The 23,843-nt window shown below is 48.9% G+C and carries 16 protein-coding genes and 1 CRISPR repeat array; of the genes, 5 read left to right on the top strand and 11 right to left on the bottom strand.

Annotation, left to right across the window (positions count from 1 at the left end; translation table 11 throughout):
* Positions 1–53 precede the first annotated feature (53 nt).
* Positions 54–626, top strand: coding sequence for a hypothetical protein (locus tag DBY97_RS04570; protein ID WP_107857603.1), 573 nt, complete (start codon positions 54–56; stop codon positions 624–626).
* Positions 627–753: 127 nt separating this feature from the next.
* Here the strand turns inward: DBY97_RS04570 and cysI are convergent, their stop codons facing one another.
* The 4 genes from cysI to DBY97_RS04545 form a co-directional block, all read right to left on the bottom strand.
* Complete coding sequence (cysI, locus tag DBY97_RS04565; RefSeq protein ID WP_107857602.1) at positions 754–2,511, bottom strand: assimilatory sulfite reductase (NADPH) hemoprotein subunit; 1,758 nt, start codon at positions 2,509–2,511, stop codon at positions 754–756.
* Positions 2,512–2,680: 169 nt separating this feature from the next.
* On the bottom strand, positions 2,681–3,214 hold the full coding sequence (locus DBY97_RS04560; RefSeq protein ID WP_003678634.1) for an inorganic diphosphatase: 534 nt from the start codon (positions 3,212–3,214) through the stop codon (positions 2,681–2,683).
* An 84-nt stretch (positions 3,215–3,298) separates the two neighbouring features.
* Positions 3,299–3,763 carry a dihydroneopterin triphosphate diphosphatase gene (nudB, locus tag DBY97_RS04555; protein WP_107857601.1) on the bottom strand — a complete coding sequence of 155 codons (465 nt, stop codon included), beginning with the start codon at positions 3,761–3,763 and terminating at the stop codon, positions 3,299–3,301.
* Between the two features lie 137 nt (positions 3,764–3,900).
* Positions 3,901–4,554 carry a metallophosphoesterase gene (locus tag DBY97_RS04545; protein WP_107857600.1) on the bottom strand — a complete coding sequence of 218 codons (654 nt, stop codon included), beginning with the start codon at positions 4,552–4,554 and terminating at the stop codon, positions 3,901–3,903.
* An 86-nt stretch (positions 4,555–4,640) separates the two neighbouring features.
* On the opposite strand from DBY97_RS04545, the gene DBY97_RS04540 reads away from it, so the two are divergent.
* Positions 4,641–5,084 (top strand): RpiB/LacA/LacB family sugar-phosphate isomerase, encoded by a 444-nt coding sequence (locus DBY97_RS04540; RefSeq protein ID WP_107857599.1) that lies wholly within the window; start codon positions 4,641–4,643, stop codon positions 5,082–5,084.
* A 32-nt stretch (positions 5,085–5,116) separates the two neighbouring features.
* Here DBY97_RS04540 and DBY97_RS04535 read toward each other — a convergent pair whose 3' ends face one another.
* On the bottom strand, positions 5,117–6,595 hold the full coding sequence (locus DBY97_RS04535; RefSeq protein WP_107857598.1) for an RNA ligase: 1,479 nt from the start codon (positions 6,593–6,595) through the stop codon (positions 5,117–5,119).
* Positions 6,596–6,683: 88 nt separating this feature from the next.
* Entirely contained in the window at positions 6,684–8,258 is a 1,575-nt protein-coding gene (locus DBY97_RS04530; RefSeq protein ID WP_107857597.1) for a vWA domain-containing protein, read from the bottom strand.
* A 1,029-nt stretch (positions 8,259–9,287) separates the two neighbouring features.
* Between DBY97_RS04530 and DBY97_RS04520 the strand changes: the two genes are divergently transcribed.
* From DBY97_RS04520 to rtcR, 3 genes are all read left to right on the top strand, one after another.
* Entirely contained in the window at positions 9,288–10,043 is a 756-nt protein-coding gene (locus DBY97_RS04520) for a tRNA(His) guanylyltransferase Thg1 family protein (protein WP_107857596.1), read from the top strand.
* A 22-nt stretch (positions 10,044–10,065) separates the two neighbouring features.
* Positions 10,066–15,393, top strand: a complete 5,328-nt coding sequence (locus DBY97_RS04515; RefSeq protein WP_107857595.1) for a RecQ family ATP-dependent DNA helicase — start codon at positions 10,066–10,068, stop codon at positions 15,391–15,393.
* Positions 15,394–15,481: 88 nt separating this feature from the next.
* Entirely contained in the window at positions 15,482–17,104 is a 1,623-nt protein-coding gene (rtcR, locus tag DBY97_RS04510) for an RNA repair transcriptional activator RtcR (protein ID WP_107857594.1), read from the top strand.
* 153 nt (positions 17,105–17,257) lie between these two features.
* On the opposite strand, the gene fghA is transcribed toward rtcR, so the two are convergent.
* The 5 genes from fghA to cas1c all read right to left on the bottom strand — a co-directional run bounded on the left by fghA (position 17,258) and on the right by cas1c (position 23,835).
* Entirely contained in the window at positions 17,258–18,085 is an 828-nt protein-coding gene (gene fghA, locus DBY97_RS04505; RefSeq protein ID WP_107857593.1) for an S-formylglutathione hydrolase, read from the bottom strand.
* An 8-nt stretch (positions 18,086–18,093) separates the two neighbouring features.
* Positions 18,094–19,230, bottom strand: coding sequence for an S-(hydroxymethyl)glutathione dehydrogenase/class III alcohol dehydrogenase (locus tag DBY97_RS04500; RefSeq protein ID WP_107857592.1), 1,137 nt, complete (start codon positions 19,228–19,230; stop codon positions 18,094–18,096).
* Positions 19,231–19,263: 33 nt separating this feature from the next.
* Positions 19,264–19,584, bottom strand: coding sequence for an HD domain-containing protein (locus tag DBY97_RS04495; RefSeq protein WP_107857591.1), 321 nt, complete (start codon positions 19,582–19,584; stop codon positions 19,264–19,266).
* A 319-nt stretch (positions 19,585–19,903) separates the two neighbouring features.
* Positions 19,904–22,264: a CRISPR direct-repeat array (repeat unit 32 nt; unit sequence GTTTCAACACACAGCCGCCCGAAGGCGGCTGG).
* Between the two features lie 189 nt (positions 22,265–22,453).
* Complete coding sequence (gene cas2 / locus DBY97_RS04490) at positions 22,454–22,747, bottom strand: CRISPR-associated endonuclease Cas2 (protein ID WP_107857590.1); 294 nt, start codon at positions 22,745–22,747, stop codon at positions 22,454–22,456.
* A gap of 74 nt (positions 22,748–22,821) precedes the next feature.
* A complete protein-coding gene (gene cas1c / locus DBY97_RS04485; RefSeq protein ID WP_107857589.1) occupies positions 22,822–23,835 on the bottom strand; it encodes a type I-C CRISPR-associated endonuclease Cas1c in 1,014 nt (337 codons plus the stop codon).
* Between the last annotated feature and the right edge of the window lie 8 nt (positions 23,836–23,843).

The raw sequence follows: 23,843 nt of genomic DNA, 5'->3' as shown, positions 1-23,843 counted from the left end.
CAAACACACTCCGCCGAAATCTCGGCAAAGACAAACCTCTCTCAGGAAAAACAATGAAAAAACTGATTGCCTTAGCCGCCCTTTCCACTTTTGCCCTCGCTGCCTGCAAAGACAATACCCAAGCGCAACTTGAGCAGCAACAAAAACAAATCGAAGCATTGCAACAACAGTTGGCACAACAAAACGGCCAACAAGAAGACAATACGGTTTACCAGCTCACGCCTGAAGCCGTGAAAGACACCATTCCTGCCGAAGCACAAGCCAACGGCAACAACGGCCAACCGGTAACCGGTACAGACGGCCAACAATACATCTACGACCAATCCACCGGCAGCTGGCTGCTGCAAAGCTTGATAGGTACTGCAGCCGGTGCATTTATCGGCAACGCATTGGCCAATAAATTTACTCAGGCGCGCAATCAAAACAGCCCGATTGCCCGTCAAGCCCGTGCCAACTATTATCAAAGCGCACGTCCAAACGGACGCACCAGCCAACAGCTGAATACACGCACCCTGCGTGCCCAGCAACAAAACGCCCAGCAGCAACAACGATACCGTGAAACTACGCGTCAGCCTTCCAACTACCGCCGCCCAAGCATGGGTCGAGGCTTTGGCCGCCGTCGCTGATTCGGTTTATATTCCATCTTTGATATAAATACGCACAATATAAAAGGCCGTCTGAAAATCTGATTTTCAGACGGCCTTTGGTTTTCTCTATTTTCTTATTGTAGACTTGCGGATCTGTCTGTATGCGTTATGCCCAGAAATCGCGAGGTGCATCCAATACGGGTTTGACGATACCGGTACGGATGGCGAAATCGCCAAAACCTTCATCATCTAAACGGTTTCGAGACCAATCTGCCACCCAGCCTTCGACAATTTCAAGGATTTCAGGTTCGGTAATGTTTTCTTTAAACAGGCGAGGAATGCGTGTGCCTTCACGGTTGCCGCCTGCGTAGAGGTTGTAGCGGCCGACGGCTTTGCCGACCAAACCGATTTCCGCCAGCATGGCGCGGCCGCAACCGTTGGGACAACCGGTTATGCGCAAAACGATGTATTCGTCTTCAAAACCATATTTGGCGAACATTTCGTCAATTTTATCGGAGAATGTTGGTAGGAAACGCTCAGCCTCCGCCATCGCCAGCGGACAGGTCGGCAAGGCAACGCAGGCCATCGAGTTCTCACGCTGGATGGTAATCGATTTGCTGATTAATCCATGCTCTTTAGCGATTTTATCAATCGTATCTTTTAATTCCGGCGGTACATTGGCGACCACCAGATTTTGATTGGCCGTCAGACGGAAGTCACCGGGATGGATTTTGGCAATTTCGCGGATGCCTGTTTTCAATGGTCTACCGGGATAATCGAGCAGGCGGCCGTTTTCAATAAACAAAGTCAAATGCCAGTTGCCTTCATGCCCTTGTACCCAGCCGATGTGGTCGCCGCGATGCGTAAATTCGTAAGGGCGGATGGGTTCAAACTTAATGCCCATGCGCCTTTCGACTTCTTCTTTGAACACATCCACGCCCACGCGTTGCAGCGTATAGCGTGTACGCGCTGCTTTGCGGTCGCTGCGGTTGCCCCAGTCGCGCTGGGTGCTGACAACAGCTTCAGCGGCGTTGAGGGTGTATTCCAGCGGAACGAAACCGAATTCGTAAGAAGTGTTCGGATAGGTTTTAGTATTGCCGTGTTCACTGGACAAACCGCCACCGACCAATACATTGAAGCCCACCAACCTGCCGTTTTCTGCAATCGCCACGAAACCCAAGTCATTAGAATGAATGTCCACATCATTATCGGGCGGAATTACGACGGCAGTTTTGAATTTGCGCGGCAAATAGGTTTTACCCAAAATCGGCTCGACCTCATCGGCAATTTCTTTATTGCGCGGCTCGGTCGGCTCGGTTGTAAACACTTTTTCACCATCCAGCCAGACATCAGCATATGCCATCGTGCGCGGCAGAAGGTGCATACTGATACGCGCCGCCCATTCATAGGCTTCTTGGTGCAACGTGCTTTGCACTGGATTGCTGGTACACAACACATTACGGTTGACATCGCTGGCTGTGGCAATGGAATCCAAACCAAGTTTATGCAATGCCTGATGTGCCTGTTTTAAATCGGTTTTCAGAATGCCATGGTATTGGAAGGTTTGACGGTTGGTCAGTCGGATGGAGCCGTAAATCGTATTTTCACCGGCAAATTTGTCAATACCCAGCCACTGCTTCGGCGTAATGATGCCGCCGGGCAGACGGCAACGCAACATCATGTTTTTTAAGGGCTCAAGTTTTTGTTCGGTACGCTCGGCACGAATATCGCGGTTGTCCTGTTCGTACATGCCGTGGAAACGGATAAGCTGAAAGTTATCGGCAGTAAAGCCGCCGGTAAAGTCGTCTTTCAACTCCTCCTTAATCGTACCGTGCAGATAATCGCTGCGCTCTTTCAAGGCTTCATTGCCGGACAAAGGCGTCTCAGGCAGCTTGGCGCGTGGGTCGGTTGTGGTAGCAGTCATTGAAGCACTCCTTATTTTTGGTATAGGCGTTACTTTAATGAGGCCGTCTGAAAATGAGAAAGAATGGTTTGTTTGTTTTAAAGACGATTTTGTTATATCGGTTTGAAACATAAAAAGGCCGTCTGAACTTCGCTTTCAGACGGCCTTGATATTGGACGGGACAAACCGATTAGGCTTGTTTGTTCCAACGTTCGATAGATTCTTTGATGACTTGTTTCGCTTCTTCTACATCGCCCCAAGATTCAACTTTAGTGGTACCTGCTTTTTTCAGGTCTTTGTAGTGGTTGAAGTGGAACTCGATTTGTTTGATCAGTTGTTGCGGCAAATCAGCCAAAGTTTTGTAGGCATTGCCGTTGTTGCGGTCGTCGGCTGGAACGCAGACGATTTTGTCGTCCACTTCGCCGTCGTCAACGAATTTCATCACACCGATAACGCGTGCTTCCAGGAAAATACCGGTTGCCAAAGGCTGCTCGGTCACCAGCAATACGTCCAATTCGTCGCCGTCTTCGTCCAAAGTTTGCGGAATGAAGCCGTAGTTGGTCGGTTTGGCGAAAATTGCCGGTTCAACGCGGTCGAGTTGGAAAGCGGCCAGTTTGCGGTTCCATTCGATTTTGTGGTTGCTGCCCGCAGGGATTTCGTTGACAACGTTGATGATGCCGCCGTCCACGTCGCCCGGGGTCAGGATTTTATTGAAGTCTGCCATGATGGTTTCCTTTGATTTTAAAGAGAGTCAAACGGCGAAAGTATAGCAAACCCAAGGCCGTCTGAAAATGTGAAACTGTCGTATTCAGACGGCCTTTTTGGCATTCAGCCTTTTGACCAATTCTAAAATTGCGCGTTTATTGGAAGGGGAAAACACTTTTTCCGCCGCTTCTTCAGCGCCAAACCAACCGTAGGCAACATGTTCGTCCGGTTGTAGGACGATAGGCGTATCGCGCGGAATTTGGGCGGAGAAGATGTGTTCGCGGTTTTCAAAAACGCCTTTGGGATAGCGATGGCGCCAGTGATGATAGATTTCATAAACGGTGCTGTCATGCCAGTTTTCCAGCTGTCCGTCTGCAAGGCGGATACCGGTTTCTTCCCGCACTTCGCGCCATGCGGTTTCTTCGATACGCTCGCCTTCTTCCAAGCTGCCGGTGACCGACTGCCAAAAACCTTGCGGCGCCGTGCGTTCAATCAGCAGGATATTGCCGTCTTTATCATGCAAAACGACCAAAGCGGAAACGGGATACTTCAAAGGCTTACTGCTCATGACTTGTCCTTGCCGGTTTGGTTGGGGAGGCTGATTTTTTGTAGTAAGTAAGCCAAAAGGTTTTCCATGTATCACTCAAAAATGGGAAATTGATATTCAGACGGCCTTTGCCGGAAATCCGCAAAGGCCGTCTGAAATTATACCTGATTTAACTGCGCCAGTTTCCGAGACACCAGCTCTGCCGCTTCTTCCAGCGACTTGGCCTTCAAGCCTGCTTCGCCAAAATACGAAATTTTAGGCAAATCACACAAAAACTTATCTACGTCTTGCGCCGTCAAAAAGCGACCGTGCAAATCAAATCCGACATTTAAAGCACGCCCTTTGATTTCCGCCACCCTGTCATGCAAATGACCGTACAAATGATACCAACCCTGATAGCAGCCGTCCCATTCCTGAATCGGATAGTGAAAGAGAACCAGTGTATTCTTAATTTCCGGCAATTTGAGTTTCAAATACGGCCGTATGGACGACAGCAGCGGATAGCCGTCATGCTTGGTTTGGCTGCGGAAAAAATCGGCATGCTGCCGAATCACATGATCATGATTGCCGTAAATCAAGTGATGTTGCCCGTTCAACCGCGACAAAACGCGCTCTATCTGCTTATGGTCTTGGGCAAAGGAAAAATCGCCCAGGTTGTACACCGTATCTTCAGGCGTAACGGTTTCATTCCATGTCCGGATTAAAAATTCATCCATCTGCTCCACGTTATCGAACGGTCGAAATTGCGGGCAGAATTTGGCGATGTTTTTATGTGAAAAATGTAGGTCTGATGTAAAGTAGGTTTTGCTCATGCCATGCTCTCTGCGTTGCAAGCTTGAATCGTATCACGCGCGGGCGTATCCTGAATAATGTTTATTGTGTGCTTCAAGGAGTTTTTATGCGTTTGGTTATTGCCGCGCCGGCCAACGGCGCAATATTGAAAGACGCGCTCAAAGCGCATCTGCAAAACGACCCGCGCGTCAGCAGCTTGGTCGATTTATCCTCGCCCCAAAGGACCTATCCGCAACTCTCGTTTGCCGCGGCCGAAGAAATCGCGGCAGGACGCGCCGACCGTGCGCTGTTGATTTGCGGCACCGGCGTGGGTACGGCAATTGCCGCCAATAAAGTGCGCGGCATACGGGCGGCTACGGCGCACGATTTGCTCACCCTTCGCGGTTCAGTGGAAAACTATGATGCACAGGTTTTATGTATGGGGCAGAACGTCATTGCCGCTCCGGCTGCTTGTGCATTGGTCGATATCTGGTTGGATTTACGCCACGACACAAACAGCGGCTATGCACCTAAAGTCGGCGAAATCGAAGCGTACGAGCGCGGAAAATAAATACGCGTTGCCCCATATATTTTCAGACGGCCTTACAACTGTCTCAAAAACGCCTGAATGAACGCGATTTTATCCAATTCCGACATGGCATTGAATGCTTCCTGATGGTCGTGGATGTAGTCGATTAAAGGATAAAACTCTTCATCAATATGGCGTTTGTCCAGTTTGCGGCCGATATTGCCCTCGTTGCTTCGTCCCAGAAACTTAGAAATCAGGTAATACGGCGATTTAAGCTTGAACAGCATTTCGCCGTTTTGGGCATCAAATACCATAAAGCCTTCGTGTTCCACATTTTTCAGACGGCCTTTCAGCTCGCCGAACGTGATGTTTTGCAGCATTTCAGGGCGGCGCACTCCGTATTGTTTGCCGATTTCGTCCAATTCCGATTCAGAAAATTGACGGCCGGTCGCCACGTCAATGCAGCCGATTAAAGTTTCGCCCAATTCTTCGCGGATGATGTGCACGTCTTTCACATCTGTGATTTCAAACATAAAAGTATGGTTCGGATACGTGCGGAACAGGGTTTCGTATTGAGCGCAATGTGCGGCGGTCATGTCGGCAAACGCGCTATCAAGCGAACCGGTAGTCGAATACAGCACTTTGCCGTCAAACGTCGCGCCTTTAGACGGATGGCCGTCTGAAAGCGAGACGAAAGTGCAGCAACCGAGGAAGCCGTTTACTTTCACCACCGCGTCCACCAATTTCTCGTCGCCGATTCGGATCGGATAACGGCTGCCTTTGGCAATACGTTCCGAATAATTGAACACTTTTTTAAACGGGCGCACGATAATTCGATTATGCGCGTCGATAATCAAACCGCGCATTTCCAGCAAAGCATCATCAAAGCGGTTGTTATAGAACACGCTGCGGGCGTATTTCAACACGCGCAATTCAGGATAACGCTTGGATGCTTTGGCGGTAAAGTTGCGGCTGCCGTGTTGCAGATAGTGATCGGTCACAAAGGTTTGCTGCGCTTCATCAAACACCAGCGGCTTATGCTCGATAGCCTGCATCTGTTCGATTTTTTCTAACTGCTCCGCATTTGCCGGCTGCACGGCCTCGATGTGGATTTCGTTTGCCACTCGGTTTTGGTTCAACTTGATATACGCCGCCAACACGTCATGCTCTTTTACGCCGTGCAGGTTGGGATAGAAATTGTGCAGTCGGTAGACCTCTGTTTCAAAACCGCTTTTCTCCGCCTGATCCAATAAATGACGGCAACGCGAAGCTTTTTGGTTGGTATTGGAATGAATGATCAAAATATTTCGATTCGGATTTTGGCGTCCAAGTCTCAAAGTTTCAGTCATCAAGGCATTGCCGCGTTTCTGCGCCTTATCCACTGCTTCGCCCGACCAACGATATTCACCGTATTCATCGGTAATAAACAAATCGTTTTCAATACGGACAACTTCCGCATCCTGATACTGCGCTTTAAATTCGGCGGCTTTTTGTTCGGCAAACGTCGATTTTCCCGAACCTTGATGACCGCGGATTAAGATAAATTTTTGCATTTTGTTTCCTTATTCTTTTTCTCAGCTTGTCCTGAATAAATAGGCCGTCTGAAAAATATTTCTACCCTTTTTTCAGACGGCCTTAGCTTCAGTTCACAACTGCCAACGGCGTTTTCTCAATCTCTTCTACCCAGAAATCTGTACCCATACCTCGTTCGGCAAAGGAACCGATCAGGGAGAATACTTGGTCGGAGAAGCCGCCGATGTTCAAGATATCGTGACGGTTTCGTGCTTGAGCCTTGGTGTAGGGCTGGATATCCAGACAAACGAGTTTGGCTTCTGGGCAACGTCGTTTCAGAATGTCCCACTCTTTCATCAGGCTGGTTGTTGCGCCCCATCCTTGGTTGTCATCTGCCCAACTTTCATTGTCTGACACGATGACGACCAAATCCACGTCGGCTTTTTCACGGTTCAGCATGGCAAGCGGTGCGCTGCATGCCGTTCCGCCGCCGCCGATATTGGCGAGTTTTTCAGCGTTGGTCATGATACTGTCGCGTGGGTTGAGCTTGACGTTTACCGTGATTTGTTCAAACGGTATCACGCGGGCTTGCGGATTGGTACGCAACATGGCGGCGGATACGAGCGCGGCAATGTCGATGCAGCGGGTTTTGCTGGTCGCGCTGCCGCGATAGCCCGTAACCGAGCTGTGCATAGAGCCGGAAACGTCCGGACAAACCACGACTTTGCCTTGGATGGCCGGTACGTTTTGTACGGCAGTTTCCATCGCATCTTGCAGGGCTTCGCGGATTTCAGACGGCATTTGATTAGATGTTGCCTGATACGCGGTCAGCAATTGGTAAGGCAGGACGCGGGCGCGGGCAATGGCGGTTTCGTCATGCAATTTTTCTGCCACCATTTTGATGTTTTTGCTTTTGGCAAACACTTCGTGGCGCAGGAAAGTGTTCAGGTTTTGACGAACCTGCTGCCATGAACCGTTACAGGCGATTTGCGCCCAGTCGCCGCTGTTCAAGTCTAAAGCAGTGAGCATTTGGAAAGGAACGTTGGGTAATTCGCCTTCTCGGCTTTGTTTGTAGTCTTCAAAAGCGCGGGTAATGGGCGGCAATGCTTCGCGGTCGTAAGGTTTGCCGATCAGCCATGCAAACCATGCGGCACGCCATGCTTCACGCGGTTTCGGATGCACCATTTTGACCACGTCTGCCAGCGATGGAGAATTGCCGACGGCGGCGTTCAACAGTTGTTTTTCGGTGGCGGTCAAAAGCCAAGTCTGCATCAGTTTTTTCGGACGGTTGCCGAAAGATTTTCTGCCGACTGCGCCGCTACGGATGATTTGAGCGAAGTTGCGCAACATTTTACCGTTGTCCACTACTTGGTCGAATACGCGGGCGAGCATGTTCACGTCTTTTTGCGCCAACACGGCAAGCAACAGCGCTGGCATATCTTTCATAAAACCTTTTTGACGGGCATATACGGCAGTTTTGGCGATAAACTCGGCATCCAGGCTTTCTGCCAATTTCAGCACTTGGTCAAGCTGACTTTGGGCATCGGCATAGTAGGTATTGTTCAGACAACCGGTAGCGGCAAGCTGGGCAAGCTGTTGTTTAGGTGTCAGCGTGTAGGCGATGCCGCCGGCTTCATTATAGGTATCGGTTTTAGTAAAACGGTTTTTAATAGATTGAAACAAGGTAGTATTAGCCATTTTCATTTTCTTTCATATTGTTGGTTTGAGGCCGTCTGAACTTGTTTTAGCATTGTTTTTCAGACGGCCTTGAATGGGTGGCAGTGTGGCAGCTAAAGATGAAGAGAAGCGTTTTTAACTGAAAGCTAATGTATTCTCTTCCGGGCATCCGCCTACTGCCGTAGGACGACCAGTTTAATTAGGATCATTCGGGTTTGTAGCAAGCAAGGAATGTAATCCTAATGGCATTCGCCCATAAGGGGTGGTACATTGGGCAACAAAGAGTGGAGAAATTTTTACGCGCTCTATCCACTGAGCTACTCTGCCATAGTTGGCGGCAGAGACGGGACTCGAACCCGCGACCTCGAGCTTAGCAGGCTGTAATTCCTCCGGCATTTGCCGTTTGCACCAAAAACAGTTTTTATATCAGCCCGCCTGAATATTTCAGACGGCCTTGCATGGGTGGCAGCGTAGCGGCTAAAAGTGAAGAGAAACGGTTTTAACGTGAAAGGTTCATGTATTCTCTCCAGACATCCGCCTGCTGCCGTAAAAGTAATATGGCACGCAACAAGTTTTTAAGGGAAACATGCCTTGGCTCTACCAACTGAGCTACTCTGCTATTTTGAACAACAGAGACAGGACTCGAACCTGCGACATAAGGATATCCATGTTGTAGTTTCCCTAGGCATTTGCCTGCCATATTGAAAAGGGTGGGCGACTAAATAAACAAGACGTTCAACGTCTATCAGACGAGACAGGATTCGAACCTGTTAAACCAAATGTAGTCTTGTTGGCATTCGCCCTGTAACCACACAGCAACTAAATTTACGGAAAATTTTCTCCGGTAACTGTATTTCCCGAAGCATCTGCTGTATCGTTACATTCACAACATAGCCAACAGCATGCCAAGAATAAAATTTTTATAAAAATAATTTTTAGTTTATTGAATATAAAGAAAATATATTTTAAAGTAGCTTTTACCGGTAAAAATCGTAGAATGTTGAAAAATATATTTTTAGATAGTTTTATAGAAAATAAAATATACAAGGATATATGATGAGATTCGATGATTTGGACAAACGCTTGCGACAATACGAAACCGCTTATGATTTTTGCGTACCACAGGAAAATTTTATTGTTGTACGCTTAGACGGGCGCGGTTTTACACGACTAACCAAGGAAATTTGGCAGTTTGAAGCCCCGTTCGACATTCGTTTCCGCGACCTGATGGCGCACACCGTCCGTCATTTGATGAAATGCGGCTTCAATGTGGCGTACGGCTATTCGGAAAGCGATGAAATTTCACTATTGCTGCGTCGAGATGACGATACGTTCAAACGCAAAACACGCAAAATCATTTCGGTATTGGCTGGTGAAGCCAGCGCCGCCTTTTCTGTGGCGCACGGGCAGACCGCCGCTTTTGATGCCAGAGTTTGCGTTTTGCCGAACGAAAAACTGGTGGTTGATTATTTCCGTTGGCGGCACGAAGACTCATACCGCAACGCGCTCAACGCCCACTGCTATTGGATGCTTCGCAAGAAAGGCGAAAGCATGTCCCGTGCCACAGAAGCGGTCAGCGGTCTCACGCGCGCGCAGAAACATGATTTGCTGTTTGAACACAATATCAATTTCAACGAATTGCCCGCATGGCAGAAACGCGGCTTCGGTGTGTATTTTCAGACGGCCTTAAAAGAAGGTTTTAATCCGAAAACTGACGAAACTGTACAAGTAAAACGCCAAATCCTGCATACGGATTTCGAGCTGCCGTTGGGCGATGATTACGGCGTGTTTGTATTGGAAAGAATTGTTTAAATTGTTTAGAGGTCGTCTAAAAATGAATACCGCTACAAAAGGACAAATCCCCGCTGTTCTTATCATTGATTTGGAAGTCGATCCAAAAACCGACAAGCCGTTCAAAATCGGTGCATTCCGTCCCGACTCAGGTTTGTTTTTTGAAAAAGCTTTTCGTGGAGAAAAGGGGTTTCATACCGCCTTGTGTGAAATGGCTCATCTGACCAGTGGATTAAAGTGGCTGATGGGGCACAACATCCTCGGGCACGATTTGAAATATTTGAAGGCCGTAGTACCCGAAGCCGCATGGCTTAAAGTGCCTGTTATCGATACGCTGTGGCTCTCGCCTTTGGCATTTCCGCAAAATCCGTATCACCGACTAATCAAAAACCATAAAATCATCTCTTCTGAAATTAATTCCCCACTCGCCGACTGTCACGCTTGCTGGCAGCTTTTTCAAGACCAATGCACTGCGTTCGGAAAAATCAAAGCCGAAAAGCCCGAGGAGTTTGCGCTGTGGACAGCCCTGTCTGATATACCCCTGCCGTATCGTCTTTCAGAAGACATTATGATTCCCGAGCGTGATACATCGCCAGATGTCAAGAAACTGATCGACACTATTTGGTTAATGATGCAGGACAACAATGATCAAGGTCGTCTGAAAGTCTGCCGTACACGTTTTTTGGAGTTAATGAAAACTGACATCCGCAATCCTGCCATATATCCTTCCCTCAGCTATGCCTTATCTTGGTTAAATGTCTCTGGTGGTAATTCTGTGTTAGCTCCGTGGGTGAGGCACCAGTTTCCCGATACGGCTCGGCTGATTGCCGAATTGCGCGACCATAATTGCGGTAGTACGGAATGCCGTTATTGTCAGGATACGCTCAATCCTGAGGCGCAGTTACAGCGTTATTTCAAACTACCGACTTTTCGCGATGTAAAAGGATTTGATGGTGGACAACGTGCTGTGGTGCAATCAGGTATGAAGGGGTTGCATACGCTGGCGGTGCTGCCCACGGGCGGCGGCAAATCCTTGTGTTATCAGTTGCCAGCACTCAACCACTACTACCGCAACGGAGGCTTGACAATAGTTGTTTCACCTTTGCAATCGCTGATGAAAGATCAGTTGGACGGTTTGGAGAAAAAAGGAGCTACCTGCGCTGCTATGCTTAACGGCTTGGTTGAGGTGGTTGAACGCGCCCAAATTTTAGACAAAATAGCTTTGGGCGATATCGGCATTTTGTTTGTCGCGCCTGAACAGTTCCGCAACACCAGTTTTATTAACGCTATTTCGCAACGCCAAATCAACGGCTGGGTATTCGATGAGGCACATTGCCTGTCTAAATGGGGCCATGATTTCCGTCCAGACTATCTATACGCAGTTAAATTTATCGCTGAACACAGCAAAAACAACGGTACGATGGCTCCAGTAAGTTGTTTTACTGCTACTGCCAAACCCGATGTCCTCGCCGACATCACTAACCATTTCCGTGTGGAGGCTGGTATTGAGTTCCGCCAATTTATTGGTGATAACGAGCGCGACAATCTGTTTTATGATGTGCTGGAAATTTCAGATGACCTTAAAAAGCAAAAAATCAACGAACTGTTGCATCGTGAACTTGATCATCAAAGCGGAGGTGCAGTGGTATTTGTCGGGCGGCGGAAAAGTGCGGAAACCTATTCAGATTATCTGAAAGAACAAGGCTGGGCATGTGAGCATTTCCACGCAGGCTTGGGGAACAACGAAAAAGCCGATATTCAAAACCAGTTTATTGGCGGTAATTTGCGCGTTATTGTCGCCACCAACGCCTTTGGTATGGGCGTGGATAAACCTGACGTACGCTTGGTTATTCATGCTGAAATCACCGGCTCGCTGGAAAATTATTTGCAGGAAGCGGGCAGAGCAGGGCGTGATCAGGCAGAGGCAAAATGCGTGTTGCTGTATGACGGCAAAGACGTGGACACACAGTTTTCCATCAGCAAAATGTCGCAAATCGAATTGCGCGATTTGAAATCAGTATGGAAGAAAGTTGGTTGGCTGAATCAGGCGGCATACGGCAAAGACCATTGCGGTGAAATCGTGGCAACAGGTGGCGAAATTTTGCGCGACACCGAGGAGTACATGAGTTTTGACAGCGATGATAGACAGGCAGATACCAAAGTCAAAACCGTATTGGCATGGTTGGAACGTGCAGACTTATTGGAGCGTAAGGAAAATCAAACCCGTATTTTCCCCGCACGCTTAGGTCGTCTGAATCTAGATGAGGCGCTGGCGATTATTGACAAAAACAAGTTCAGCAAGCGTATCTCGGAAATTTACCAAACGATTGCCGAAATTGTGTTTAAAGCGCCAGAGGACGCGCCTTTGAGTACCGATGATTTGGTGCAGGCAACAGCATGTAGTTTCACTGAATTGCGAGGTCATCTAAAAAAGCTGGAGGAATTGGGTATCCTTACCAACGATACGCATATGACAATCATTTTGCGTACTGATAACATAAAGCCTGCCGACAAACATCTGGCACAAGTTATCGCCCGTGAGGAAAAACTCTGGCAGATTTTAAAAAACGAAATTCCAGAAGCAGACCAAGGTATTTGGCAAAACCTCTCATTGAGCGCTGTCTGCCACCAAATGCATGAGGTAGGTTTAGAAACCAATCCTGCTGAAATCAAACTTCTGATGCAGTCGCTTGCCGATGATAAAGCAGCAGAGCGAACAAACAGCAGTGGAAGTTTCCAAATCCGTGATGTTGGCAACAACCTTTTGAAAGTACGTTTCAAGAATCCCCAAAGCGACAGTTGGGAAAACCTACAAAACAATGCCGAACTTCGCCGTAATATCGGTCTGTGCCTTTTACCATTCCTAATGACAAAAACCAATGGAGTGCGTCAAAAAGACGTAATGGTTGAAACCCGTATGGGTGAATTGGTGCAGCAGCTTGCCGACGATTTGGTATTATCGGTACAAATCCCGGCTGACCGTCGCGAGCTTCTGCTCAGGCAAACACTGCTGTTTATGCACAAACAAGGCATTATCAAACTCAACCACGGCATGACCATTCTGAGACATGCCATGACTATTACACCCAATCCAAAAGCACTCTCAGCTAAACGCCAGTATCTTGCGGAGGACTATAAACCGCTTTCCATTTTTTACGGCGAAAAACGCTTTCAAATCCATGTGATGCAGGAATATGCTCTTCGCGCACTGAAAAATCTTACTGAAGGGTTGAATTTGGTGCGTGATTACTTTGGCTTGGAAGAAAAGAATTTTAAGAATAAATGGTTTAAAGGTCGTCTGAAAGAATTGGACGAGCCTGCATCGCCACAAACCCTGCGTGAAATTACAGACGGGCTGAATGAGATGCAAAAAGCCGTTGTTACCGACCAAAGCGGCAGCAACCGTCTTATTCTTGCCGGACCGGGTTCAGGAAAAACGCGAGTTATTGTACACCGTGTTGCCTACCTTTTACGGGTGCAACATGTTCCCGCATCCGCCATCATTGTATTGACTTTCAACCGTTTGGCGGCGCAGGAGGTCAAGCGCCGCCTGTTCGGACTGGTCGGCCCTCTTGCTGCTGCCGTTACGGTTATGACTTATGACGGTATGGCAATGCGGCTTTTGGGTGTGCGCTTTGACGGCAACAACCGAGAATACGGCAAAAGTCAGTTTAAAGAATGGTGCAGGCAGGCTGCCGCTATGCTTTCAGACGACCTTGAAAACGATGATGGTAACGATGAAACACGCGAACGTATCATGGCAGGCTTCCGCTATATTCTGGTAGATGAATACCAAGACATCAGTGAAGAACACTACCGGCTTGTTTCTGCGCTTGCGGGTAGGAAGCGGGCTGAAGAAGACAAGCTGACCATTCTGGCGGTTGGCGACGATGACCAAAACATCTACGCCTTCAACGGCACCAGCAACGAGTACATCCACCGTTTCCAAAAAGACTACGACGTTGCCCAACCTGACTATTTGACCTACAACTACCGCAGTACGCAGCACATCATCAGCGCTGCCAACAGCGTGATAAATGGTCTGACAGGTCGTCTGAAAACACTGCATCCGATTGTTATCAACCCTGAACGTCAAACACAGCCCAACGGTGGCGTATGGGCTACAACAGACAGTATACGGCAGGGGCGTGTGCGCCACATCAGCCTGCCGTTCGGTAGCAGCAGCAACATACAGGGACAAGCTGTTATCACTGAAATAGGTCGTCTGAAAACCTTGGGCGCAGTCGCATGGAATGAGATTGCAGTTTTATCCCGTCATAATGCTAGTCTCAAACCTCTGCAGGCATGGTGTGAACAAAACGGCATACCTTATTTTTTGAGTGCCGACAAAAGCAGCAAAATCAAATTGCGCCACACCCGTGAGTTTGTCCGCCTGATTGATGGCGTGGAAAAACAAACCGAAGGCCTTACATCACAAGCTTTTGCAGAACTTATTAGTGAACAAGTGAAAAAAAGTGGGGGTAGTTGGTGTGTTTGGTTTAGGCAATTACAAACTGATTTCTTAAACGAATATCCACTGCAAGATGAGAAGCTACCTGAAAAGTCAGATAACCTTGCAGATAGTCGTGAGGCAGAAATCAAAGTGTCGCCCATAAAAGACAGCGGGTCGTGTAAAAACGGTAGTGGCACTGTTAACCGATATTCGTCCTCTTTTCTGAAAAGCTGGCTCTACGAGTATGTAGGTGATGAACATGAAACCCGTTCGGAAGGTGTATTTCTAGGCACGGCACATGCAGTCAAAGGATTGGAGTTTAAGCACGTCTTTATTTTAGACGGAGGTTGGCAGGGAGCTGACGAAGCCGAACAGAGGCTTTATTACGTTGCTATGACTCGTGCCATAGAAACATTGACCCTACTGCAAACTACTCCAGAGCATCCTTGGATGGCAAAGCTACCTGATGATATTGAAAGAGTGGCTCAAATCTTTACCGAATTACCTGATTTGAATACCGAATACAGACGTTTGGCGGCTTATCGAAACACGGCAGCCGAGGGAAAAACCGACAGCAAAAGTGATTTGGATATCGACTTCATCGTTTGTCACAACAATGTCGAAACTGTGAAACAACGCCTGTTTACTGCTGCGAAGCTGAAAAAAGACGATCCACTGGAAATGAAACGGACGGGGGATGGCAGATATATTTTCCTTTCTGATGATATTGAAGTTGCCCGTACCGTTAAATTACCACCGTTGCCGACAAAAACTACCGCCTACGCCAACACTTTCAGAGTACGTTATTTAGACGAAGTAGGAGAATCATTTCGCCAACGTATCCCAAAAAAAATCGGTACTAAACAGCTGGAAAAATGGACGCTTGTTATTCCTATGCTAGTGATACCGCCTGAGTAAAAAGAGTTTTTCAGGCTATCTCAAACATGAAGAAGGCAGCTTGAATACAAGGCTGTCTGAGACTCGAACGGAATAAACGGAATAAAAGATGAGTAACAAAAAACAAGTCGCCGTCAGCTTTCTCGGCACGGTGTTGGACAGCGGTTTCGGTCAAGGGCGTTGGCAGAAGTGGCGGCCGAATGTTGCCATGAATCAGCGTCGGGATTTTCATCTTGACCGCATGGAGCTGTTTTATGCTGAAAAATACCGCGAACTGGCGGATCATGTAAAAGCCGATATTCAGCAGGTGTCGCCGCACACAGTCGTCAATCTCGTACCTATGGAGTTGGCAAACCCGTGGGATTTCTCCGAGGTTTATACCAAGCTGCACGATTGGGCGGCGGGCTATCCATTTAATATTGAAGAAGAAACCTATCTCACCCACATCACGACAGGTACACACGTTGCCCAAATCTGCCTGTTTTTATTGGTGGAATCGCGTCAAATCCCCGGCGTACTGTTACAAACCGCTCCGCCCAAAAATCAAAGACGCAGTATGGAGGACGGCAATGTCGGCAGTTATGAAATCATCGATTTAGACTTGGCTCGTTACGACGTACTGGCAGAACGCCTTGCCGCGGTACGCGACGACGCAGTGCGCTACCTGAAAAGCGGCATTTCCACCCAAAACGCCGCCTTCAACCACATGATTGCCGAAATCGAACAGGTCGCACTCAACTCCCCTTCCCCCATTCTGCTTTCCGGCCCGACAGGTGCAGGCAAATCCATGCTGGCACGCAGGATTTTTGAATTGAAAAAAGCGCGCCATTTGATTAAAGGCACATTTGTCGATGTAAACTGCGCCACCCTTCGCGGCGACGGCGCAGCATCTGCCCTGTTCGGCCACAAAAAAGGCGCCTTTACAGGCGCCGCAGAAAAACGTGAAGGCTATCTAAAAACTGCCGACGGCGGCGTATTGTTTTTAGATGAAATCGGTGAATTGGGCTTAGACGAGCAAGCCATGTTGCTCAAAGCCATTGAAGAAAAACACTTTTATCCCGTCGGCAGCGACAACGAAGTCAAAAGCGACTTCCAACTCATTGCCGGTACCAACCGCGACCTACGCCAAGAAATTCGCGCCGGACGCTTCCGCGAAGACCTGTTCGCCCGCATCAACATCTGGAATTACCCACTGCCCGCACTCGCCAACCGCCGCGAAGACATTGAGCCCAACGTCGAACACCAGCTCGCCCTAGCCTCGCAAGAACTCGGCCGCACTACCCGCTTCAATAAAGAAGCCCTGGCCGCCTACCTCGACTTCGCCCACTCCAACCAAGCACCGTGGCGCGGCAACTTCCGCGACCTCGCCGCCAGCATTATGCGCCTGGCCACACTCGCGCCGCAAGGCAGGATACAGGTAGAACAAGTCCAAGCCGAAATCGAACGCCTCAAATGGTTATGGTCGGAAGAACCCTTTTCAGACGGCCTCCTACATAAAAGGCCGTCTGAAAAAGCACAAGACTACCCCGATAAAGTCGATTGGGACACATTGGATTTATTTGACAAGCTACAACTGCAACACGTTATCGACGAATGCCGTAAACACCCCAACATGGCCGCTGCCGGCCGTGCATTGTTCAATGTCTCCCGAACAGAAAGGGCAAAAGTCAATGACAGCGATCGATTGAGAAAGTATTTGCAACGGTTTGGACTGGAATGGGGGGATATTTAAATAAAGTGGGCAAGCTAGTTCATTTTGATAGCATTATTTTTCATCATTTATAAAAAAACAAAAGGCATCAATCTGATGCCTTTTTATTTTCGTTAACATGAAAAATTAACGCTCACTCCAAAGTTTGATCGATTTACGAATCACTTCTTTGGTCTACTTCAAAAATGCCGCATGATACGCAATATGCTCACCAATAAAACTGGCGATGAAGTAATAGCTATGATCATAGCCTTTGTGGAAGCGCACATCGACCGGTTGGTTTGCCGCACGACAGGTTTCGATAAAACCTTCTGTACGTAATTGTGTTGGCAAAAACTCATCTTCCAAACCCTGATCAATGCGCATACCTTGCACTTTACAGCCTTGTTGGATGAGCGAGTTGGCATCATATTGCTGCCATTTTTCGCGATCTTTTCCTAAATAGGCAGAAAAGGCTTTTTCTCCCCAAGGCACGAGGCTAGGCGATAAAATGGGCGAAAAGGCAGAAACACTTTGATAACGTTCTCGGTTTCGCAGCGCCAATACCAATGCGCCGTGTCCGCCCATTGAATGTCCCATAATAGAACGTTTGCCATTGGTAGGAAAATTTTCCTCAATCAGACTAGGCAACTCATTCAAAATATAATCATACATTTGATAATTCGTCGCCCAAGGCTGCTCGGTCGCATTCAGATAAAAGCCTGCACCCTGCCCTAAATCGTAAGCATCATCGTTCGGCACTTGCTCTCCGCGAGGGCTGGTATCGGGGGCGACCACAATCACTTGATGCTCTGCCGCATAACGCTGAAAGCCTGATTTGGTAATGAAATTTTGTTCCGTACACGTTAAGCCGGAAAGCCAATAAATCACACCAAGCGGTCGATTTTCCGGATTATTTGGCAAATAGACGGCAAATTCCATTTCGCATTGAAGCGTTTGGGCATGGTGTACCCAAACTTGTTGCGAACCACCAAAAATTTGATGTTGTTCAATCAGTTTCATCGCGTACCTTAGTAATGAATAACAGCGCGGATCGATTTACCTTCGTGCATTAACTCAAAGGCTTCATTGATTTGATCCAGTGTCATTGTGTGGGTTACAAACGGTTCTAACTCGATGTCGCCTTTCATTGAATCCTCCACCATTTTTGGCAGTTCAGAGCGACCTTTCACGCCACCAAATGCCGTGCCTTTCCAAACACGACCTGTGACCAACTGGAACGGACGCGTTGAAATTTCTTGTCCTGCACCTGCTACGCCGATAATAATGGATTGTCCCCAACCACGATGTGCACTTTCTAATGCCTGGCGCATTACGTTTACATTGCCGATACATTCAAAGGTATGGTCAATGCCCCACTTGTTGATGTCTAACAACACATCTTTGATCGGTTTATCGTAATCGTTCGGGTTCAAACAGTCAGTTGCGCCAAACTGTTTTGCCAGCTCAAATTTTGAAGGATTGGTATCAATAGCGATAATGCGACCAGCTTTGGCTTGACGCGCACCTTGCACCACCGCCAAACCAATCGCTCCCAAGCCAAACACGGCCACAGAGTCGCCTTCTTGCACTTTTGCTGTGTTATGCACCGCACCAATACCTGTGGTGACGCCGCAGCCGAGCAAACATACATGTTCATGGTTGGCTTCTGGGTTGATTTTCGCCAGTGAAACTTCGGCAACAACAGAATATTCACTGAAAGTCGAACAGCCCATATAGTGATAGATCGGCTGACCTTGATAAGAAAAACGTGTCGTGCCATCCGGCATTAAGCCTTTACCTTGCGTATCACGTACTGAAACGCATAAGTTGGTTTTACCTGAACGACAAAACTCACATTCGCCACATTCAGCGGTATAAAGAGGAATGACATGATCACCCGGTTTTACACTTGACACACCTTCGCCCACAGCAACAACCACACCCGCACCTTCGTGTCCAAGCACCACAGGAAACACGCCTTCAGGATCACTTCCTGATAACGTAAACGCATCAGTATGGCACACGCCCGTGTGGGTATTGCGGATTAACACTTCACCTTTGCGTGGCATTTCTACGTCGATTTCCACAATTTGTAAGGGTTGATTTGGGGCAAATGCTACCGCCGCACGAGATTTGATGGTTGAATTGGTTTGTTTAATTTCCATTATTTTTGCCTTTTAATTCATTAATAAAGTTATCTAGCCTAAGTGAGATAACAACAGGTTATACTTTGACCTCCACTCTAAAGCAAGCATTTTTGCAATTTTGACTACAACGATGGCATGATCGACTGAAGGACCACCATGCAATCGACGGTCAAATGGTTCTGAATATTTCCCTAAGTCATGAAGCTGTCCAGTATGGCAGGCAATTTCCTGCGCCCCGAATACCCGAGCAAACTCCGCCGCCATTTCCCCAACATTGACCGAATGGCTTTGCAAGGTTTGCCAATGTTCGTAAGGTAAGAGATTGCCGAGTTTGTCTTGGGCGGAATGGGCGTAGTAAATTAGGGGTTTCATATTGAAATTCTAAAAAATTCAAATTGATATAGATTCAATGATAATATGATATTAAATTTAATATGTAAATAGAAAAAAATGCCGTCTGAAACTTTTTCAGACGGCATTTTTATTAATTACCCTTTATAACTTGCTTCTAATATCCTCCACAGCTTTCACTAAAGCTTCGAAAAGCGAAGGATCAAAAGAAGAGCGGTCTGCTTGGACGATATTTGAACATACAGCCCCTCTTCCCTACTCAGACATGAGATACGGTGGCAGAGTTTCAACACCCAGCTGGCTGGTTTAGACGACCTTGTGCCACTAAATGCCTTACTTTGTTTCAACACACAGCCGCCCGAAGGCGGCTGGTGGCGAAAATCGCGCTATAAGAATCCTATTATATAGTTTCAACACACAGCCGCCCGAAGGCGGCTGGTAAAAGTCTAAGTCGGATTCCGTACCATGCCCTGTTTCAACACACAGCCGCCCGAAGGCGGCTGGCTCCAGTCGGTATCCGTACGGTCTGCAAAAGTCCGTTTCAACACACAGCCGCCCGAAGGCGGCTGGGCTGCGCAGGTACCCAAGCCAGCACGCGACCGTGTTTCAACACACAGCCGCCCGAAGGCGGCTGGGCCGCCTGTTTGGAGGATTTGCATTCTGCCATGCAGTTTCAACACACAGCCGCCCGAAGGCGGCTGGCCGAAATCCTCGGCCCTGTTGTCTCCGATTTTTTGTTTCAACACACAGCCGCCCGAAGGCGGCTGGATAAAGAACTGTTCAAATGCCATGCGGTTGTCATGGTTTCAACACACAGCCGCCCGAAGGCGGCTGGTCATAAGAAACAAGAGACACACCCAAACCAACAAGTTTCAACACACAGCCGCCCGAAGGCGGCTGGACCCAGACATGCGTGGTTCAGCAACTGAGCCGATGTTTCAACACACAGCCGCCCGAAGGCGGCTGGGTGGTTCTGTCGGTCAACAGCTTGCAAGTAGAGAGGTTTCAACACACAGCCGCCCGAAGGCGGCTGGGAGCATATCAGCCAGCACCTGTTCGAGTACCTGACGTTTCAACACACAGCCGCCCGAAGGCGGCTGGCACTTCCGCGCCAGCATAATCATTGTCCATAATCTGTTTCAACACACAGCCGCCCGAAGGCGGCTGGGTCCTGATTGATTGATTCATATGGACGCAATTTATGTTTCAACACACAGCCGCCCGAAGGCGGCTGGTTGTTGGTTTAGGTTCAATTCTGATCGGATTCATGTTTCAACACACAGCCGCCCGAAGGCGGCTGGTTACATCGCCAACTTTTGCTGTATCGGCAAAAGATTGTTTCAACACACAGCCGCCCGAAGGCGGCTGGTCAAAAACTTATATAAACGCTTTTCCCAGCCGTCTGTTTCAACACACAGCCGCCCGAAGGCGGCTGGTTGCAACGCCAGCAACTACCCAGACTTCCGCACGAGTTTCAACACACAGCCGCCCGAAGGCGGCTGGTTATCTTCAATGGCATAGAACTGTTTGGACTCGTGTTTCAACACACAGCCGCCCGAAGGCGGCTGGCGTTGACCAAGAATCCAGTGTTTTGGATTTCTCTCCGTTTCAACACACAGCCGCCCGAAGGCGGCTGGGCAATACGAGTCGATGAGTACGGAAGAAAAAATGTTTCAACACACAGCCGCCCGAAGGCGGCTGGACACGACATCCGCCATACCCTCACGCATCGACTGGTTTCAACACACAGCCGCCCGAAGGCGGCTGGGACTGTAATCACGCTTCCTTCAGCCGTCTGAGAATAGTTTCAACACACAGCCGCCCGAAGGCGGCTGGGTAATCCTTTGTGGGTTACAAATTCAACTCCATCGTTTCAACACACAGCCGCCCGAAGGCGGCTGGGCTCGACAAGCTGTACCCATACGAACAATCAGAAGTTTCAACACACAGCCGCCCGAAGGCGGCTGGGAAAGCTATGCAGTCAAATTCCCGACACCTGTATACGTTTCAACACACAGCCGCCCGAAGGCGGCTGGTTCCCCGAATTATTGGGCAATACATCTTCAATATCGTTTCAACACACAGCCGCCCGAAGGCGGCTGGGGAGGTGGTTGGGTAAGTCCATAACGCGGCGTACTGTTTCAACACACAGCCGCCCGAAGGCGGCTGGATAAATGCCCGACTAATAAAACGGCTTTTATTAGTTTCAACACACAGCCGCCCGAAGGCGGCTGGCCCCTAGACTTTTACAAGAGATTAAGCAATGAAGTTTCAACACACAGCCGCCCGAAGGCGGCTGGAAAAAAAATTTTCATCTCTCGAGATGGTCAAAATGGTTTCAACACACAGCCGCCCGAAGGCGGCTGGAAGCAGTGCAATAACCAAACTTGTTTGTTAAGGCTGTTTCAACACACAGCCGCCCGAAGGCGGCTGGCGCAATGCTTGACGACGGTATGGACTATGACGACGTTTCAACACACAGCCGCCCGAAGGCGGCTGGCTGGCGACGGCAAAAGGGGTGGCTTAGCCATTGAGGTTTCAACACACAGCCGCCCGAAGGCGGCTGGAAATACAACGACGAGATGGCAGAAAAGATATGCGAGTTTCAACACACAGCCGCCCGAAGGCGGCTGGAGCGTTAGACGTTTCCCCGTATTGGTTGGAAACTGGTTTCAACACACAGCCGCCCGAAGGCGGCTGGTGCCTCTCTCAAAAGCCTTGCTCCATCAGGTTTCGCAGCCCCGATTTCGCTAGGCTCCCAAGAAAAGCGCGAACGCGAGTATAACACAGCCTTGTCCGTTACACCCGCATTTGCAATATCCTGATTGTTAAAGAACAATTCCAGTTCGCCAACCCTGCCGCATTTTCATGAGAACCGCAGGTTGGCGATTCACACAATCAACGTATCCTTAAACACATCCAACGCCGGTTTTGCGCCATGGTGTTCCACTTTGCGCCGCCATTTGCTGCCCAGATGGTAAAAGCGCAGGCTGTCGGTTTCGGGGTTGTAGGTTTTCAAAAGTTTGTCTTTTAAAACAACCCACTGGTCGGGCGCAATGTCGCATTCAAAAACCGAATATTGCACGCGCACGCCGTAGTCCAGACACAATTTCGCCACACGCCGCAGCCTTGTCTGCCCTTCCGCGTCTTCCAGCGAAATATCATAAGTAATCAGCATCAGCATTTTGTATTCCCATGTGCAGGCTGCTTTAGAGGCCGTCTGAACACGTCCAACCCGTTTTCAGACGGCCTGCAAAGCTATCTCATCAAAAACGGCGGATATTCCGCCAAATCTCCACGCAAGTGTCGCGCCAGCAGCATTGCCTGAATATACGGTAGCAGTCCGATTTCCACTTCCTCCCCCAAAAACGGATGAACGATTTTTTCCTGTTTTTTCGCCTGCAAAGCTTGGAACAAGAGCTTACGCGCATCGGCTTTTAAGCTTACCGCGCCACTTGCTTCGGTAACGAAATCCTGAGGTTTGATTTGCCCTCGATTAATCAGCGACAGCACTAACCTGTCCGCCCACCACGCGCGGAATTCTTCCAAAATATCTTGTGCTAAACTGTCGCGCCCCGGACGGTCGGCGTGCAGAAAGCCCACCTGCGGGTCCAGCCCCACGCCTTGCAGCGCACCGCTAATGTCCTTGCCCAGAATACTGTACACAAACGACAACAGCGCATTCACCCCGTCTCTGGGCGGACGGCGGTTGCGCCCGTCAAAAGAAAAGCCGCTTTTTTCGCTCAAAAGCTGCCCGAACACGCCGAAATAACGCGCCGCCGCATCGCCTTCAATACCGCGCACCACGTCCAGCTCTGCCACCCCCTTCAACTGCCGCAGTGAAATATTCAAAGAATCGACCGCACTTTGAATCGCCGCATTCTCGCCATAATTGCGAATCTGCCGCTGAAGCACCCGCTTACTCGCCTGAATCTTCGCCGCAATGATATTACGCGCAATCGGCACAGGATTTTGCTCCGACACCCGATACTGCGCCCGACGCAGCAGCACATTACCGCTCTGCCGCCCCTGAAGCCGTCCCAAATAACGCCCGTTTTCGGTAAAAAACGCCAAATTCACATTATTTTCACCGCAAAACCCCAGCAGAAAAGGCGACACCAGCACATTCCCAAAACAGAAAATATGCCCGATGGAATGCACCGGCAGCTGCGCCACCTTCTTACGCTCCTGCTCCACCACCAGCGTCTCCCGCTCCTTATGCAGATAACTGCCTTGGGTGGTGATATAGAGCGTGTTTTGCAGTTTGCGCATGGGAGGCT

The organism is Neisseria subflava (assembly GCF_003044645.1).
GTDB lineage: Bacteria > Pseudomonadota > Gammaproteobacteria > Burkholderiales > Neisseriaceae > Neisseria > Neisseria subflava_B.
The sequence above is the reverse complement of the archived record's forward strand: the minus strand, read 5'-3'. Positions and strand labels throughout refer to the sequence as shown.